The organism is Gammaproteobacteria bacterium (assembly GCA_015709695.1).
Classification (GTDB): Bacteria; Pseudomonadota; Gammaproteobacteria; order Steroidobacterales.
Map to the genome: position 1 here is coordinate 2704588 of CP054183.1, position 15317 is coordinate 2719904.

General features: G+C 68.5%; 10 protein-coding genes and 1 pseudogene. 3 read left to right on the top strand and 8 right to left on the bottom strand.

Translation table 11 applies throughout. The annotated features are described in order from the left end of the window. Nucleotides 1-58: 58 nt before the first annotated feature. Complete coding sequence (locus HRU81_12520) at nt 59-1111, top strand: virulence RhuM family protein (protein ID QOJ32870.1); 1053 nt, start codon at nt 59-61, stop codon at nt 1109-1111. Next, nucleotides 1108-4113 (top strand): annotated as a pseudogene (locus tag HRU81_12525) (type I restriction endonuclease subunit R). The gene HRU81_12520 and the pseudogene HRU81_12525 overlap by 4 nt, the downstream one beginning before the upstream one ends. Before the next feature lie 493 nt (nt 4114-4606). Here HRU81_12525 and HRU81_12530 read toward each other — a convergent pair. Both HRU81_12530 and HRU81_12535 read right to left on the bottom strand, forming a co-directional pair. Continuing rightward, nucleotides 4607-4930, bottom strand: coding sequence for an AlpA family phage regulatory protein (locus tag HRU81_12530; GenBank protein ID QOJ32871.1), 324 nt, complete (start codon nt 4928-4930; stop codon nt 4607-4609). A 398-nt stretch (nt 4931-5328) separates the two neighbouring features. Continuing rightward, nucleotides 5329-6426, bottom strand: coding sequence for a hypothetical protein (locus HRU81_12535; GenBank protein QOJ32872.1), 1098 nt, complete (start codon nt 6424-6426; stop codon nt 5329-5331). Between the two features lie 163 nt (nt 6427-6589). Between HRU81_12535 and HRU81_12540 the strand changes: the two genes are divergently transcribed. Next, entirely contained in the window at nt 6590-8290 is a 1701-nt protein-coding gene (locus tag HRU81_12540; GenBank protein QOJ32873.1) for a DEAD/DEAH box helicase, read from the top strand. A gap of 72 nt (nt 8291-8362) precedes the next feature. On the opposite strand, the gene HRU81_12545 is transcribed toward HRU81_12540, so the two are convergent. The 6 genes from HRU81_12545 to HRU81_12570 all read right to left on the bottom strand — a co-directional run bounded on the left by HRU81_12545 (nt 8363) and on the right by HRU81_12570 (nt 15304). Continuing rightward, nucleotides 8363-9661: a TolC family protein gene (locus HRU81_12545; GenBank protein QOJ32874.1), complete on the bottom strand. Its 1299-nt coding sequence runs from the start codon at nt 9659-9661 to the stop codon at nt 8363-8365. Next, the gene (locus HRU81_12550) at nt 9658-12888 is read right to left on the bottom strand and encodes an efflux RND transporter permease subunit (GenBank protein QOJ32875.1); all 3231 of its coding nucleotides are present in this window, start codon (nt 12886-12888) and stop codon (nt 9658-9660) included. The genes HRU81_12545 and HRU81_12550 overlap by 4 nt, the downstream gene beginning before the upstream one ends. Further along, nucleotides 12888-13964: an efflux RND transporter periplasmic adaptor subunit gene (locus HRU81_12555; protein ID QOJ32876.1), complete on the bottom strand. Its 1077-nt coding sequence runs from the start codon at nt 13962-13964 to the stop codon at nt 12888-12890. Before HRU81_12555 ends, HRU81_12550 begins: the two co-directional genes overlap by 1 nt. A 2-nt stretch (nt 13965-13966) precedes the next feature. Then, the gene (locus HRU81_12560) at nt 13967-14167 is read right to left on the bottom strand and encodes a DUF2892 domain-containing protein (protein QOJ32877.1); all 201 of its coding nucleotides are present in this window, start codon (nt 14165-14167) and stop codon (nt 13967-13969) included. A 41-nt stretch (nt 14168-14208) separates the two neighbouring features. Beyond that, nucleotides 14209-14577, bottom strand: coding sequence for a winged helix-turn-helix transcriptional regulator (locus HRU81_12565; GenBank protein QOJ32878.1), 369 nt, complete (start codon nt 14575-14577; stop codon nt 14209-14211). 82 nt (nt 14578-14659) lie between these two features. Further along, nucleotides 14660-15304, bottom strand: coding sequence for a hypothetical protein (locus HRU81_12570; GenBank protein ID QOJ32879.1), 645 nt, complete (start codon nt 15302-15304; stop codon nt 14660-14662). Nucleotides 15305-15317: the final 13 nt, after the last annotated feature.

Here is a 15317-nt window from a genome sequence, read left to right on the forward strand (position 1 = left end):
AGATCGACTCCTCATTGCGCGAATGGAAGCTCGTACGCTCGGCGGAGGAGCGCCAGCGATGACAACGGAGACCAACGGCATGCTCAACGGTGAGCTAATTCTCTACCGCACCGCAAACGACTCCGTGCGCGTCGAAGTACTTTACGAAACAGAGACCTTCTGGCTCGACCAGCGACGGATGGCCGAGCTATTCGGGGTAGACGTCCGTACTGTCAACGAACATCTGCGCAACATCTATGACAGCGCCGAGCTTTCGGAAGGGGCAACTCTCCGGAAAATCCGGATGGTTCGAATTGAGGGCTCCCGCGAAGTCGCCCGCGACATTGCGTTCTACAACCTCGACGCCATTATCTCAGTCGGCTACCGGGTAAATAGCGCGCAGGCGACCCAGTTTCGAATTTGGGCCACGCAGACGTTGCGGGAGTTTATCGTCAAGGGCTTCGTGCTCGACGATGAGCGGCTGAAGCTGAACAAGCGCTTCGGCAAAGACTACTTCGACGAGCTGCTCGAACGGATCCGCGAGATCCGGGCCAGCGAGCGTCGCTTCTACCTGAAGATCACGGACATCTACGAGCAGTGCAGCATCGACTACGACGCGCAGGCCGAGACGACCAAGACCTTTTTCAAGACCGTGCAGAACAAATTGCACTGGGCTGTGACTGGCAAGACGGCTGCAGAAATCATCGCCGACAGGGCGGATGCTTCGAAGCCGTCGATGGGCCTCACCACCTGGAAGAACGCCCCGAAGGGCAAGATTCTCAAGACGGACGTCGGTGTCGCCAAGAACTACCTGATCGAGACGGAGATCAAGGAGCTTGAACGCATTGTCTCGATGTACCTGGACTACGCGGAGAACCAGGCCGCCCGCCAGATTCCAATGAGGATGGCCGACTGGACAGAGCGCCTCGACGCATTCCTGCAGTTCAATGAGTACGAGGTGCTCGCCAATGCGGGAAAGGTCTCTGCGGAGATAGCCAAGCGCCTCGCAGAGGAGCAGTTCGATCAGTTTCGCGTGCGACAGGACCGCGAGTTCGAGAGCGACTTCGAAGCCGAGGTGAAGCGGCTCGAATCAAAGCGCACGTCCCGACGCAAGAAGGACGAGCACGAATGACCGTATCGCGCCATTCCGAAGGTGCCTTCGAGACGGTAATCGAGCACTACCTACTCAATCACGGCTACGTAGCTGTTCCAGGCGAAGGTTTCGACAGGGAACGCGCCATTTTTCCCTCCGCGGTGCTGGACTTTATCCGGGAGACCCAGCCGAAAGAATGGGCGAAGCTGGAGACGCTGCACGGCGTGAAGACCGGCGAGCAGATCCTCGGCGACCTCTGCAAGTGGATGGATGCCAACGGCTCGCTGGCCACCCTGCGCCATGGCTTCAAATGCTACGGTCGAACGCTGTTCGTCGCGTACTTCAAGGCTGCGCATGAGCTGAACCCGGAGCTGGAAGAGCGCTACTCGCGGAACCGCCTTGGCCTGACACGGCAGCTGCATTTCTCGACGCGATCCGAGAAGTCACTGGACGTGACGCTGAGTGTCAATGGCATTCCCGTGGCGACGCTCGAACTGAAGAATGCCATGACGGGCCAGACCGTCGAGCACGCACGCCGCCAGTACAAGCAGGATCGCGATCCGCGCGACCCGATTTTCGAGTTCAAGAAGCGCACCCTCGTGCACTTTGCGGTCGATACCGACGCCGTGCTGATGACGACCCGCCTTGCAGGCAGCGCCACGCACTTCCTGCCTTTCAACAAGGGCGATGGTGGCGGCGCCGGGAATCCGCCGGACCCGCAAGGGCGCAGCTACCGCACGGCGTATCTCTGGGAGGAAGTCCTCGCGCGGGACAGCCTGCTCGACTTGCTTGCCCGCTTTCTGCACCTGCAGATCGATGAGAAGCGCGACGAGCAAGGCCGCAAGGTGAAGACGGAGCAGTTGGTGTTCCCGCGCTACCACCAGCTCCAGGCCGTGCGGTCGCTGGTCGCGGCGGCGAAGACCGAAGGCCCCGGCCACAACTATCTGGTCGAGCATTCGGCGGGCAGCGGCAAGAGCAACACGATCGCCTGGCTGACGCACCGGCTGGCGTCATTGCACGACGACAGTAACAGCCGCGTCTTCGACAGTGTCATCGTCATCACTGATCGCGTGGTGCTGGACCAGCAGCTGCAGGACAACATCTACCAGTTCGAGCACAAGCAGGGCGTGGTGCAGAAGATCGACGAGAGCTCTCGCCAGCTCGCCGAAGCGCTTACGAGCGCAGTGCCGATCATCATCACGACGCTGCAGAAGTTTCCGTTCGTGTCGCGTCAGCTACTCAAGATGGCCGAGGAGCGGGGCGATGCGGGCAGCGGACGACTGCAGACCCGGCGCTGCGCCGTGGTCATCGACGAGGCGCACAGCTCGCAGGGTGGCGAGACCGCCACCGAACTGAAGGGCGTGCTCGGCGGGGAGGACCTGCACGAAGAAGCCCGGCGGCAAGCTGCGGAAGACGGTGCCGAGGACATGGAAGAACTCTATCGCAGCATGGCCCAGCGCGGCCGGCAGGCGAACCTGAGTTTCTTCGCCTTCACGGCCACCCCGAAGCACAAGACGCTAGCCGTCTTTGGGCGGAACGGGCAGCCGTCCCACCGCTACACGATGCGGCAGGCCATCGAGGAAGGATTCATCCTCGATGTGCTGCGCAACTACACGACGTATGCGACGTATTTCCGGCTGCTGAAGGCCTGCGATGAGGACCCCAACGTCGAGCGCAAGAAGGCGGCACGCGCGCTGGCCCGGTTCATGAAGCTGCACCCGCACAACATCGCTCAGAAGACCGAGGTGATGGTGGAGCACTTCCACGCCGTCACCCGGCACAAGATCGGTGGCCGGGCCAAGGCGATGGTGATCACCGGATCGCGTCTCGAAGCGGTCCGCTACAAGCAGAGCTTCGACAAGTACATCAAGGCCAAGGGCTACGCCATCAAGTCGCTGGTCGCGTTCTCGGGTCAGGTGCAGGACGAGAAGCTGCCCGGCGTCGCCTACACCGAAGAGGGCATGAACGACGGCCTGCGAGCGAAGGAACTCCCCGAACGGTTCGCGACGGCGGAATTCCAGGTGCTGCTCGTCGCCGAGAAGTACCAGACCGGCTTCGACCAACCGCTGCTGCACACGATGTACGTGGACAAGCGGCTGGCGGGAATCCAGGCAGTCCAGACCCTGTCGCGCCTGAATCGCATCCATCCGCTGAAGGACGATACGTTTGTCCTGGACTTCGTGAATGATCGCGAGGAGATCCGCCAGGCGTTCAAGACGTACTACGAAGGCGCCGAAATCGGCGACGCCGTTGAACCGGCCCGGCTGTATGCGATCAAGAGCGAACTCGACGTCGCGGGCATCTACCTCGCCGAAGAGGTAGCGCGATTCAGCGAGGTGTACTTCAAGCCAAGACAGAAGCAGAGCCCGCTGGATCATCAGACGATGAACGCGGCACTCGATCCGGCCGTGTCGCGGTTCAAGGCCCGGATGGACGACGACGCGGATGAGGCGGAGCTGTGGCGCGGCAAGCTGCAGGCGTTCCTGAACCTGTACGGCTTCCTGAGCCAGGTGATCCCGTATCAGGATTCCGACCTGGAACGCCTGTACGTCTTCCTGCGGCACCTCTCGACCAAGCTCCCGCGCCGTTCGAGCGGCGAGGGCTACCAGTTCGACGACGAAGTGAAGCTGGAGTACTACCGGCTGCAGAAGATCAGCGAGGGCTCCATCGCCCTCAAGGACGGGGAAGCTCGGAAGCTCGACGGACCGACGGAAGTTGGCAGCGGAGCGCTTCGCGAGCAGCCCGTGCCGCTGTCCCAGCTCATCGATGTCGTCAACGACCGTTTCGGTACGGACTTCAACCAGGCCGACCAGCTCTTCTTCGACCAGATCGTCGAGGCGGCGATGGCGGATGACGGACTGCGCCGCGCCGCCGCCGTGAATCCCGGCGACAAGTTCGAGCTGCTCTTCAAGAACGTCCTGGAGAAGCTCTTCGTCGACCGAATGGACCAGAACGAGGACATCTTCGTCCGGTTCATGAACGACGCACCGTTCCAGAAGGTCGTCACTACCTGGATGGCGGAAGAGGCCTATCGGCGTCTTCGGGTGGACGAGCCGGCGACCGCCAGACCGAAGTTGCGGCTGGTCGAAGGCGCCCCGCGCGAGCGCTATGTCCGGTGCGTGCCGCTCGTGCCGCTGAAGGTCGCCGCCGGGGCCTTCGGTAACCCCCAGCACGTCGTCGATACCGACTGGCAATGGGTCGAGCCGGGCACCGACCGGCCGCTGCGCAGTGGAATGTTCGTCGCGCAGGTGGTTGGGCAGTCGATGGAGCCTGCGATACCCGACGGCTCGTACTGCCTGTTCGCCGCCCCGGTCGCAGGCTCGCGCCAGGGCCGTACCGTACTCGTGCAGCTACGCAGCGCCGTGGACCCGGAAACCGGCCACAGCTACACCGTGAAGCGATATGAGAGCGAAAAGACCGCCGACGGCGATACCTGGCGGCACACCCGGATTGTACTGAAGCCGAACAATCCCGCGTTTGCGCCAATCGAGCTGCAAGACAGCGAAGAGGGCGCGGTGCAGGTGATCGCCGAACTCATCGAGGTCCTGGGAACGGCGGCACCTGACCGGTGAGCGTCGCGTGCTCGCTCGATGGTAGCGGGGACCTATGCGACATGCAGGGACCCGGTGCGGCGCGGTGATGCTGGATGCGTCCCGCCACCCAGCTCTGCACCTCCGACTCAACCCACCCGACGGCGCGGGCACCGATCCGCACCCGGCACGGGAACCGGCGCTCGGCTTCGAGTTGATAGATCATCGAGCGGCCGAGGCCCGTCACTCTGCAGACCTGCGGCAGTCGCAGGATCTGCGCGCCGATGAATCCCTCGGGTTGATCCGTGTTCGAGCTGCTGTGATGCATTCGACGTGGTGCCTCGGCTGATTGTCAGCGTGAGGCAAAGACTACGCGGCGCGGGGGACTGAGCGAGAGACCGGGATTGCAGGCAAAACCCGGCAATACCCCGCAAGGCGCGAACGTCGACTCCAAGGCGGAAGTCGACACGGGGTACTGAATTGGCGGTAGTGCAGGATAGCCATCGGCTTAGCATTGGGGCCACATTGGGCCACAACGCTAGCGCGCGGCGAAAAGATGGCATCTGGCAGGCGTGGGTGAGTTCTGCACCGGTGCCCCCATAGGTGCCCCATTTCCGCGAGTCGTCTCGCGTAGACTGATGCGCTATCAGAGACCTACGTCAACCCTCAACCTTCTGCATCGGACTCTACCCCCAGCGTCACAACCCATATGCCGACGCTGGGCGCCTACCGCGCCACCCCCGTCTCCCACGCCGCGCGCAGCTCCTGCCCGCAGCCCGCCGAGGCGAGGCCCTGCTGGATCTCGCCGTTGGCCAGGGCGAAGCGGGAGATGACGCCGTAGTACTTCCTGTCGGCGTCGATCCAGGGGTAGAAGCCGAAGGCGCCGGGGCTGCTGAAGGCGCCATCGCCGTCCTGGGGGTCGTCCTCCACCCAGTGGGCGATGGAGTAGTGCCACTGCACGGTGACGGCGGGGCTGTGCACGGCGTTGCAGCCGGTGCCGAGCACCCAGGCGCAGACCGGATGGCTGCCGAGCGCCTCGCGCATGCCGAGATCACCTCGCAGGACGGCACGCAGCAGCAGCGCATAGTCGCTGGCGCGGGCGGCGATGCCGCCGGCGAGCAGCGGCTGGGTGTACTGCAGGCTGACGCCGGGCACGCCGAGGCCGGCGACGATGGCGGGGCCGAGGTCGGCGGTGTCGAGGTCGTTGATCTCCGGCTGGAAGAAGCCGGCGTGGTTTTCCTCGTGGCCGGAGTTGTAGTCGAAGAGGCCGTCGGTGGACGGATCGTAGCTGGAGAAGGTTTTCCCGGGCGTCGAGGACGGCAGCGTCAGGCAATGCTCGATGCTGTTGGCGCCGCTCGCCGGTGGCGTGCAGGTGGGGCTGCTCGTGGAGGTATCCATGTAGGTGTAGCCGCTGGTGAAATTCAGGAAGCGGATGTCGTCGGGGCTGAGGTTCGCGGCGCCGCCGCGCCTCTGCACCACGTACATGCCGTAGATCCATTTCGATGCCGAGGCGATCGGCCAGCGGGTGACCGCGGTGACCGGCGTGCCGCCGGCCTGCGTCGAGCTGCCGCCCGCCAGCGCCGCGTCGCCGTTGCCGATCTCCCAGTAGAAGGGCTGGATGGCGGTGCAGCGCGCGTTGGTCCCGGCGGTCTGGGTGACGGCGGCGACGCTGTTGGGCGTGGGCGGGCCATCGTCGTCGGCGGCGGGTGGACCGAGGGCCGGGGAGCCGCCGCCGCCACCGCAGCCCGCCAGGGCGAGCAGCAGCAGTCCGGGGAGGATGGGGCGGCAGCGGTTCAGGCGATCAGCGGTGGGCGGGTTGAGCATACGGGTTCCTGCCGGACATCGACAACGGAATCAACGAGCCGGCGCTGCCCGGGTTGACAGGCAGGCGGGCGCCGGCCCGCCGCCCGGGGCGGGCGCTCGCGCCACGGCCCGTCCCGGGCTCATATAGCATGCGAGCCCCGCCGAGTCCGTCAGAATGTCCACCATGACCTCATCCGCCACCGAGCCCGTCCCGTCCTTCGCCGATCTCGGCCTCGCCCCGCCGCTGCTCAAGGCGCTGGCGGAGGTGGGCTACGAGTCCCCTTCGCCGATCCAGGCCGCCACCATCCCGCTGCTGCTCGCCGGTGTGGACATCGTCGGCCAGGCGCAGACGGGCACGGGCAAGACGGCGGCCTTCGCGCTGCCCGCGCTCTCGCGGCTCGAGCCGGCCCGACGCGAGGTGCAGGTGCTGGTGGTCGTGCCGACCCGCGAGCTCGCCATCCAGGTGGCGGAGGCGTTCCAGAAGTACGCCGCCCACCTCAGGGGCTTCCACGTCGTGCCGGTCTACGGCGGCCAGAGCTACGAGCCGCAGCTTGCAGCGCTGCGTCGTGGTGCGTCCGTCGTCGTCGGCACGCCCGGGCGGCTGATCGACCACCTCGGGCGCGGCACGCTGCAGCTGGCGGCGGTGCGCACGGTGATCCTCGACGAGGCCGACGAGATGCTGCAGATGGGCTTCGTCGATGCCATCGAGGAGATCCTCGGCCAGGCGCCGCCGGAGCGCCAGGTGGTGCTGTTCTCGGCGACCATGCCGGCGCCGATCCGGCGGATCGCCAGGAAGCACCTGCGCGAGCCGCGGGAAATCACCATCCGCGCGAAGCCGGGCACGGCCGCGAAGACCCGCCAGCGCTACTGGCTGGTGGACGGGCTGCACAAGCTCGATGCGCTGACCCGCATCCTCGAGGTCGAGCCCTTCGATGCCATGCTGGTGTTCGCGCGCACCAAGCTCGCCACCACCGAGCTGGCGGAGAAGCTGGAGGCCCGCGGTTTTGCCGCGGCGGCACTGAACGGCGACATGGTGCAGGCCCAGCGCGAGCGCACCATCGCCCAGCTCAAGGCCGGGAAGATCGACATCCTCGTGGCGACGGATGTGGCTGCCCGCGGCATCGATGTGGAGCGCATCGGCCATGTCGTCAACTTCGACCTGCCCTACGACGTGGAGTCCTATGTCCACCGCATCGGGCGCACCGGGCGTGCGGGGCGCAGCGGCGAGGCGATCCTGTTCGTCGCGCCGCGCGAGCGCAACATGCTGCGGCTGATCGAGCAGCACACGCGCCAGCCCCTCGAGCCCCTGCGCCTGCCGACGCTGGGCGATGTCAACGCGAAGCGCGTGGCGAAGTTCAAGGCCCGCATCCTCGATGCGCTCGGCCGCGGGGATGCCACGCCCTACCGCGGCATCATCGACGAGCTGGCGCGGGAGAGCGGCGCGGATGCCGCGGACCTGGCCGCCGCGCTGGCGAGCCTCGCCCAGGGCCGGACACCGCTGCTGCTGGCGAAGCCTGCCGCGGAGCCGGCCGGCGAACCGGCATCCGCCGGTTCAAGGCCGCGCCGTGCGCAGGCGGACGAGGAAACCCGCCGGCCGCGCGGCCCGCGCCACGAGGAACAGCAGCTGTACCGGCTCGCCGTCGGCCGCAGCCATGGCATCCAGGTGGGCAATATCGTCGGTGCCATCGCCAACGTCGGCGGCATCCACGGCTCGGACATCAACGGCGTGGACATCCAGCGCGAGGAGACCTTCGTGCGCCTGCCCGCGGGCCTGGCGCCGGAAACCCTCGAGCGCATCGCCGAGGTGAAGATCCGCGGGCGCCTGCTGGCCATCAGGCCGGTGACGACGGGCCCGGCCGCCGGCCGGAAGAAGAAAAAATACTGAGCGTCGCCCCGGCCCCGCGGGTTGTCGCCTCGGCTGGACCGGCGGTGGCCGGGCCAGCGGGGCGCCGCTCCCTCAGAGTTCCCCGATCGCCCGGCGCTGGCGCAGCTCGCCGAGCACGACGTCGAGCAGGGCGTTGTCGTGGTTGGCCACCGCCTGCAGGCGCAGGGCTTCGGCATCGAGCACGACGGTGCTGGTGGCCAGGCCCACGCCGTACTGCTCGCGCCCGACCCGCAGGTTCTCCTCGGCCTGGTCCACGGCCTCGCGGGTCAGCGGCACGCGGGCCTGCGCCTCGCGCAGCGCGAGCCAGGCTTCCCGCACCTCGAGTGCGATGCGTGACTGGAGATCGTTGTGCTCGCGGGCCGCGGCGCGGCTGGCGCTGCGCAGCGCGCTGGCCCGCTCGCGGATGCGCCCGCCGTCCCAGAGCGTCCAGGAGAAGCCGAGGCCGAGCAGGCCGAAGTCCTCGCTGTCGAGCACCTGGTTCTCGAGGTGCTGGTAGTCGGCGATGAGGCCGAACTGGGGCAGGTGACTGGCGCTCTCGCCGCGGGCCTGCTCGGCGAGCGCCTGCGCCTGCGCGGCGGAGCCGGCGAGTTCTGGCCGGTGTGCCAGGGCGCGTTCGACCAGCTCGTCCACCGGGCCCGCGACCGGCGCGGCTTCGGCGATGTCCTCGAGCGGGGCCTGCCGGTCCAGCGGCTGTCCGAGCAACCGGTTGTAGGCTGCCAGGGCCAGCTGCTGCCGGCTGTCGGCACGCAGCCGCGCCTGCCCGGCATCAGCCAGCGTCACGCGGGCCGCCAGCCAGTCGTTGCGTGGCACCGCCCCGCGCTCGAGCATCACCGCCACCTCGCCGGCGTGGGCTTCGAGGCTTGCCACCGCGGACTCCGCCGCCCGCAGCGCACGTCTGGCCCGCAGCACGTCGATGTACGCGGTGGCCACCCGCAGGCGCAGGTCCTGCGCGTAAGCCTGTGTGCCGAAGCCGGCCCCGAGGGCCACCTGCCGGGCGGATTCGATGCCCGCCGTGATGCGCCCACCCGTGTAGAGCGGCAGCTCCAGGCGCGCCCGGCCCATGAGGAAGTTGTCGTGGCTCACCAGCTCGGGCGAGGTGAAGGTGCTGCTGCCGAAGGGAAAGCGGAACGCCGGGGCATCGCCGAAGCGCTGCCAGCTGCCGTCGATGCTGAGCTTCGGCAGGCGCTCGGCGCGGGCGGCGGCCTCCTCTGCCTGCCCGGCTTCCGCCCGGCTGTGCAGGGCAGCGAGTCCGGCATCGTTTTCCGCAGCCAGCTGCCAGGCTTCAGCCAGCGTTTCCGCGCCCGCGGTGCGCAGGGCCAGCAACACCAGGGGTGCGGCCAGTCGCCACAGACTCGCCGGATGAACCGTCATGGGGCCTCCCTTGCGGCGCTGGCCGGCCGCCGGCTGCGCCAGGCGAAATACAGCACCGGGATCACCACCAGCGTCAGCAGCGTGGAGACGAGGATGCCGAAGATCAGCGACACCGCCAGCCCGTTGAAGATGGGATCGTCGAGGATGAACAGGGCGCCGCTGATGGCCGCGAGCGCGGTGAGCAGGATCGGCCGGGCGCGGATGACCGCGGCATCGACCACCGCCCGCTCCAGCGGCTCGCCCCGCGCCAGCTCGTCGTCGATGAAGTCCACCAGCAGGATGGAGTTGCGCACGATGATGCCGGCCAGCGCGATCATGCCGATCATCGAGGTGGCGGTGAACTGCGCGCCGAGCAGCGCATGGCCGGGCATGACGCCGATGATGGTCAGCGGGATGGGCGCCATGATGATCAGCGGCATGAAATACGAACGGAAGTGGGCGACGATCAGCAGGTAGATCAGCACCAGGCCCACCGAGTAGGCGATACCCATGTCACGGAAGGTCTCGTAGGTGATCTGCCACTCGCCATCCCACTTGATGGCCAGCCGGTTGGGGTCTTCGGGGGTACGGATGAAGAGCTGATCGGGCTTCAGCCCCGAGGGCAGGCCGCGGTCCAGCTGGCCGACGAGGTCGAACATGCCGTAGAGCGGGCTGTCGAGCCTGCCGGCCATGTCGCCGGTGACGAAGACCACCGGCAGCAGGTCCTTGTGGTGGATCGCGCCATCCCAGGGCAGGCGTTCCACGCGGGTGACCGCCGAGAGCGGCACGAGTGCGCCGGTCGTGGCGCGCACACCGAGTTCGAGCACCGGATCGAGGCCGGCCTTGTCGGCCCTGCCGAGGCCGATGCGCACCGGAATCGGCCGCCGTTCGCTGCCCTCGTGCACGTACACCGCATCGAGGTCGCGCAGCCCGGTGGCGAGTGCGCTGGCCACCGCGGCCTGCGCCACACCGAGCAGCGCCGCCTTCTCGCGGTCGATGGACACCACGAGGCGTTCGGCGGCTGCTTCGGTGGAATCGTCCACGTCGACGATGTCGGCCGTCTGCTCGAACAGCGTGCGCAGTTCGCGGGCCGCGGCCCGCTGGGCGGCGTAGAAGGGCCCGTAGACCTCGGCGACGATGGGCGCCTGCACCGGCGGGCCGGGCGGGACTTCCACCACCTGCACCGAGGCGCCGTGCCGGCGGCCGATGGCGGCGAGCGCCGGGCGCACGGCCAGCGCGATCTCGTGGCTGGCGCGGTGGCGCTCGTGCTTGTCGAGGAGGTTGACCTGGAGATCGCCGAGCTCGGGGCTGGCGCGCAGGTAGTACTGGCGGACCAGGCCGTTGAAGTTGATCGGCGCGGCCGTGCCCGCATAGGCCTGGTAGTCGCGCACCTCGGGCACGGTTTCGATCACCCGCGAGAGCTCGTCCAGCACCCTTGCGGTGCCTTCCACCGGCGTGCCCTCGGGCATGTCCACGATCACCTGGAATTCCGACTTGTTGTCGAAGGGCAGCATCTTGAGGACCACCCACTGCAGCCCCGCGAGGCCCAGGGCAAACACGATCGCCAGCCCCAGGCCTGCATAGAGCCGGTGGCGCCGGGCGCGGGCCCGCTCGCCGTGGAGGAAGGGCAGCATGATCCGCTCGAACCCGCGGTGCAGCCGGCTGTTTGCGTTTGCGGGCGCGGGGGCGGCCCCGGGGCGGGCGGTGGCCAGCAGGTGACCCGACAGCCAGGGCGTGAACACCAGCGCCACCGCGAGCGAGATCAGCATGCCCATGCTGGCGTTGATGGGAATCGGACTCATGTACGGGCCCATGAGCCCGCTGACGAAGGCCATGGGCAGCAGGGCGGCGATGACGGTGAAGGTGGCGAGGATGGTCGGCCCGCCGACCTCGTCCACCGCGGCGGGGATCATGGCGAGGAAGCTGCCGCCATCGAGATGCTGGCGGCGGTGGATGTTCTCGACGATGACGATGGCGTCGTCGACGAGGATGCCGATGGAGAAGATCAGCGCGAACAGCGACACCCGGTTGATGGTGAAGCCCCAGGCCCAGGAGGCGAACAGCGTGGCCGCCAGCGTGACGATCACCGCGGCGCCCACCACCAGCGCCTCGCGCCGGCCCATGGTGACCAGCACCAGCACCACCACCGAGAGCGTGGCGAACAGCAGCTTCTGGATCAGCTTCTGCGCCTTGTCGTTGGCGGTCACGCCGTAGTTGCGGGTCTCGGTGATCTCCACGCCCGCGGGAATCCAGGTGTCGCGCAGCATCTGCACCCGCGCCAGCACCGCGCGGGTGACATCGATGGCGTTCTCGCCGGGCTTCTTGGCGATCGCCAGGGTCACCGCCGGCGCGTGGCGCACCTGCCCCGCACCGGCGGGGGTGGCCGCCCCGGTGCCGTGCCAGGCAAAGCTCTGCGGCGGGTCGGCGCCGCGGCTCACCGTGGCGACATCCTGCAGGTACACCGGCCGGCCGTTGCGCAGCGCCACCACCAGCGAGGCGACCTCGGCGCTGCCGGCGAGGAAGCTGCCGGCCTGCACCGGGGTGAGCCGGTCGCCACCGACGACGACACCCGCCTGCTCGGCCCGGCCCGCGGCCTCGAGCGCGGCGGCGAGTTCATCCACCGACAGCCCGACCTTCGCGAGCTTCTGCGGATCGAGGTCGACCCGCACCACGCTGTCCGGGCTGCCGATGGCGTAGACATCGCGGGTGCCGGGCACGCGCTTGATCTCGGCCTCGATCGAGCGGGCCACCTGGCCGAGCTCGAAGCCGCCGCGCGCGGGGTCGCGGGTCCACAGCGTCAGAGTCAGCACCGGCACGTCGTCGATGCCCTTGGGCTTGATCAGCGGGGGCAGCACCCCGGCGCCGGGCGGCTGCCAGTCCTGGTTGGAATAGACCGCGTTGTACAGGCGCACGATGGCAGCGGTGCGCTCCTCGCCGACCCTGAACTGCACCGAGAGCACGGCCACGCCGGGCCGCGATACCGAGTAAATGTGCTTCACCCCGGCGATCTCGCCCAGCACCTTCTCCATGGGCGAGGCCACCAGGTTTTCCACCTGGGCGGCGCTGGCGCCGGGAAAGCCGATGATGATGTTGGCGAAGGTGACGTTGATCTGCGGCTCCTCCTCGCGGGGCGTCACCAGCACCGCGAACACGCCGAGGAGCAGCGCGGTGAGCGCCAGGAGCGGGGTGAGTTCCGAGTGCAGGAAGAACCGCGCGATGCGGCCGCTGATGCCGGGGTCCGCGCCCATCACCGCGTGCGGACCCCGCCGCCCCCGGCTTCGATGGCCCGGAGTGCCGCCTGCGGGTCGAGCGCGAGGCGCTCGCCGCCGGCGAGCCCGGCGAGGATTTCCACTTGCCCGTCGCTGGCGGCGCCGGTGCGCACCTGGCGCAGGCTGATCCGGCCGTCCGCATCGACGACGTACACCGCGGTGACCTCGCTGCGGGTGAGGATGGCGGTGGCGGGCACCCGCAGCCGTGGTTCCTCGCCGGTCACGATGCCCACCCTGACGAACAGGCCGGGGTAGACATCCCGGATGCCGGCGGGGAGATCGAGCCGTGCGCGCACCGTGTTCGTGGCGGTGTCGACTTCGGGGAAGACGGTCACGGCAGTGGCCTCGATGCGCCGCCCGTCGACGTACACCGCGGCCTTGCCGGCCGCACGCAGCGGGCCGGCGAGTGCCTGCGGCAGGTCGCAGACCACCCGCAGCCGGCCGGCGGCATAGGTGCGTATCAGCGGTGTTCCGGGGGCGACGGCCTCGCCGACCCGCACCAGCCGTTCGCTGAGGATGCCGGCATAGGGCGCACGCACCTCGGTGTAGGCCAGGCCTTCGCGGGCGCCGTCGAGGGCGGCCTGCGCGGCGGCCAGCCGCGCCACGGCGGCGTCGCGTTCGGCCTGCGCCTGCTCGTACTGGGCCTTGGCCGCCACCTGGCGCGCGTACATGTCGCTGATGCGGGCGAAGCGCGCCTGCGCCTCGGCCTCGCGGGCGGCGGCTTCGCTGCGCGCAGCCTGCGCCGCTTCGAGCCCGGCGCGCTGCTCGGTGCCCCGCAGCCGGAGGATGACCGCGCCGGCCGGCACGGCGTCATTGACGTCGAAGAGAATGGCCTCGACGCGGCCCGCGGTCTGCGCCGAGAGGGTGGCCTGCTCCACGGCCTCCACCCGGCCGTCGATCCGCCGCTCGAGGGGAACGGCGACCGGCTGGATGACTACCGAGGCGAGGCTTGCGACGGAGGCAGCCGCTGGCACGGGCGGCGGCTGGCCACCGCAGCCGGCCAGCGCAAGGACGGCCGCCAGCGCCGGCAGCCGGCCCGGCAGGCGCAGCGGCATCGTCAGAATGCCGGGCCGGGCTTCAACCCGGCCTTGCGCAGGATGATCGCCAGAGGGCAGAACCCGGTGAACGCCGACTGCAGCAGGTTGGCGCCGACGAAGGCCGTGAGCCAGAACCAGTAGGGGTGCACCTCCAGGCCCAGGCCCAGGCTGATGAGTATCACCGCTCCCGCAAAAGCCAGTACTGCACGGTCGATGGTCATGGTGATGATTCTCCTTGTCGGGGTGATCATGGGCTTCGCTGTCAGGCCGCGGTCCGTGTCGACCCGCCTTTTGCCCTTCTGCCCGTCCGGGCACCGCAGTAGTGGTCGTGCAGCAGCCGCACCACCTCGAGCGCGATGCCGGGGGTGACGCGGTAGTAGATCGTCTGCGCTTCGCGGCGGGTCTGCACCAGCTTTTCCCGCCGCAGCACCGCCAGATGTTGCGAGAGCGCCGAGGGGGACAGTTGCACCAGCTGGTTGATCTGGCTGACCGACAGCTCGCTGGCCGACAGCGCGCACAGGACCAGGAGCCGATGCTCGCTGGACAGCGCCCGCACCAGTCTGGCGGCGCTGCCGGCGTGCCGGCGCATGGCCTGCTGGTCCAGGCCCGGCATGGATCCGGTCTGCGGCATCCGGTTGGTCCTTAAGCAATATCTAATTAAGCGCTTTCTAACATACAGGCAGTCGTGAATGGGAGCAAGCCCGTGCAGCCTGTCAGGGAAAGACGCTGGCCCCGGCCTCCGCTGTCAGGCCGCAGTCGCGCAGGGCCTGCTCCACTTCGGCCCGGACTTCGGCCCGGCTGCGTACCGGGCCGGAGGGCAGCGCGCCGCGGCCCTCGCGGGGATTTTCGTGGGGCAGCACCAGGCCGGGGCGCGGCGCGTAACCGAGGAACGCCAGGATGCGGGCCAGGTTCTCGTCCGCTGCGCCACCGCAGATGTCGATGACCAGCAGGTCGGTGTCGCGCCCGGCGAAGTGCCGGCGTACCCGCTGGTGATAGTCCTGCCGGCAGGCGATCCAGCGCCGCAGCGCCTGTCGGGGCCCGGCTTCGTACTCCTCCCGCATCGGTCCGGTGGCGCCGATGCTGCGGCGATGTTCGACGTGGCGTATGCGGCTGGCGAGCCAGTCGTCGAGCCGGCGCGTGGTGAGGATGAAGCGGCTGCCCGGGAAGCTGCGGTCGAGCAGGGCGAAATCGTGCTCGTTGCCGTCGCTGAAGCACTGGAAGGCGGCGTAGAGCGGATCGGTGACCGGTATGTGGCTGTAGTAGCCGTGGAAGGAGCGCAGCCCCAGCTCGAGGAACAGCTGGTGCATGGAGGAGGTGCCGGTCTTGTTGAAACCGATGCAGAAAACCTTGCTGGACATGCGCAGCCCCGGG

What these genes read in the sequence shown, in the direction of transcription:
- HRU81_12530 (QOJ32871.1), bottom strand. Translation starts at nt 4,930, where the DNA reads ATGCATCACAGCAGCTCGAACACGGATCAACCCGAGGGATTCATCGGC.
- HRU81_12560 (QOJ32877.1), bottom strand. Translation starts at nt 14,167, where the DNA reads ATGACCATCGACCGTGCAGTACTGGCTTTTGCGGGAGCGGTGATACTC.
- HRU81_12570 (QOJ32879.1), bottom strand. Translation starts at nt 15,304, where the DNA reads ATGTCCAGCAAGGTTTTCTGCATCGGTTTCAACAAGACCGGCACCTCC.
- HRU81_12540 (QOJ32873.1), top strand. Translation starts at nt 6,590, where the DNA reads ATGACCTCATCCGCCACCGAGCCCGTCCCGTCCTTCGCCGATCTCGGC.
- HRU81_12520 (QOJ32870.1), top strand. Translation starts at nt 59, where the DNA reads ATGACAACGGAGACCAACGGCATGCTCAACGGTGAGCTAATTCTCTAC.
- HRU81_12565 (QOJ32878.1), bottom strand. Translation starts at nt 14,577, where the DNA reads ATGCCGCAGACCGGATCCATGCCGGGCCTGGACCAGCAGGCCATGCGC.
- HRU81_12545 (QOJ32874.1), bottom strand. Translation starts at nt 9,661, where the DNA reads ATGACGGTTCATCCGGCGAGTCTGTGGCGACTGGCCGCACCCCTGGTG.
- HRU81_12550 (QOJ32875.1), bottom strand. Translation starts at nt 12,888, where the DNA reads ATGGGCGCGGACCCCGGCATCAGCGGCCGCATCGCGCGGTTCTTCCTG.
- HRU81_12535 (QOJ32872.1), bottom strand. Translation starts at nt 6,426, where the DNA reads ATGCTCAACCCGCCCACCGCTGATCGCCTGAACCGCTGCCGCCCCATC.
- HRU81_12555 (QOJ32876.1), bottom strand. Translation starts at nt 13,964, where the DNA reads ATGCCGCTGCGCCTGCCGGGCCGGCTGCCGGCGCTGGCGGCCGTCCTT.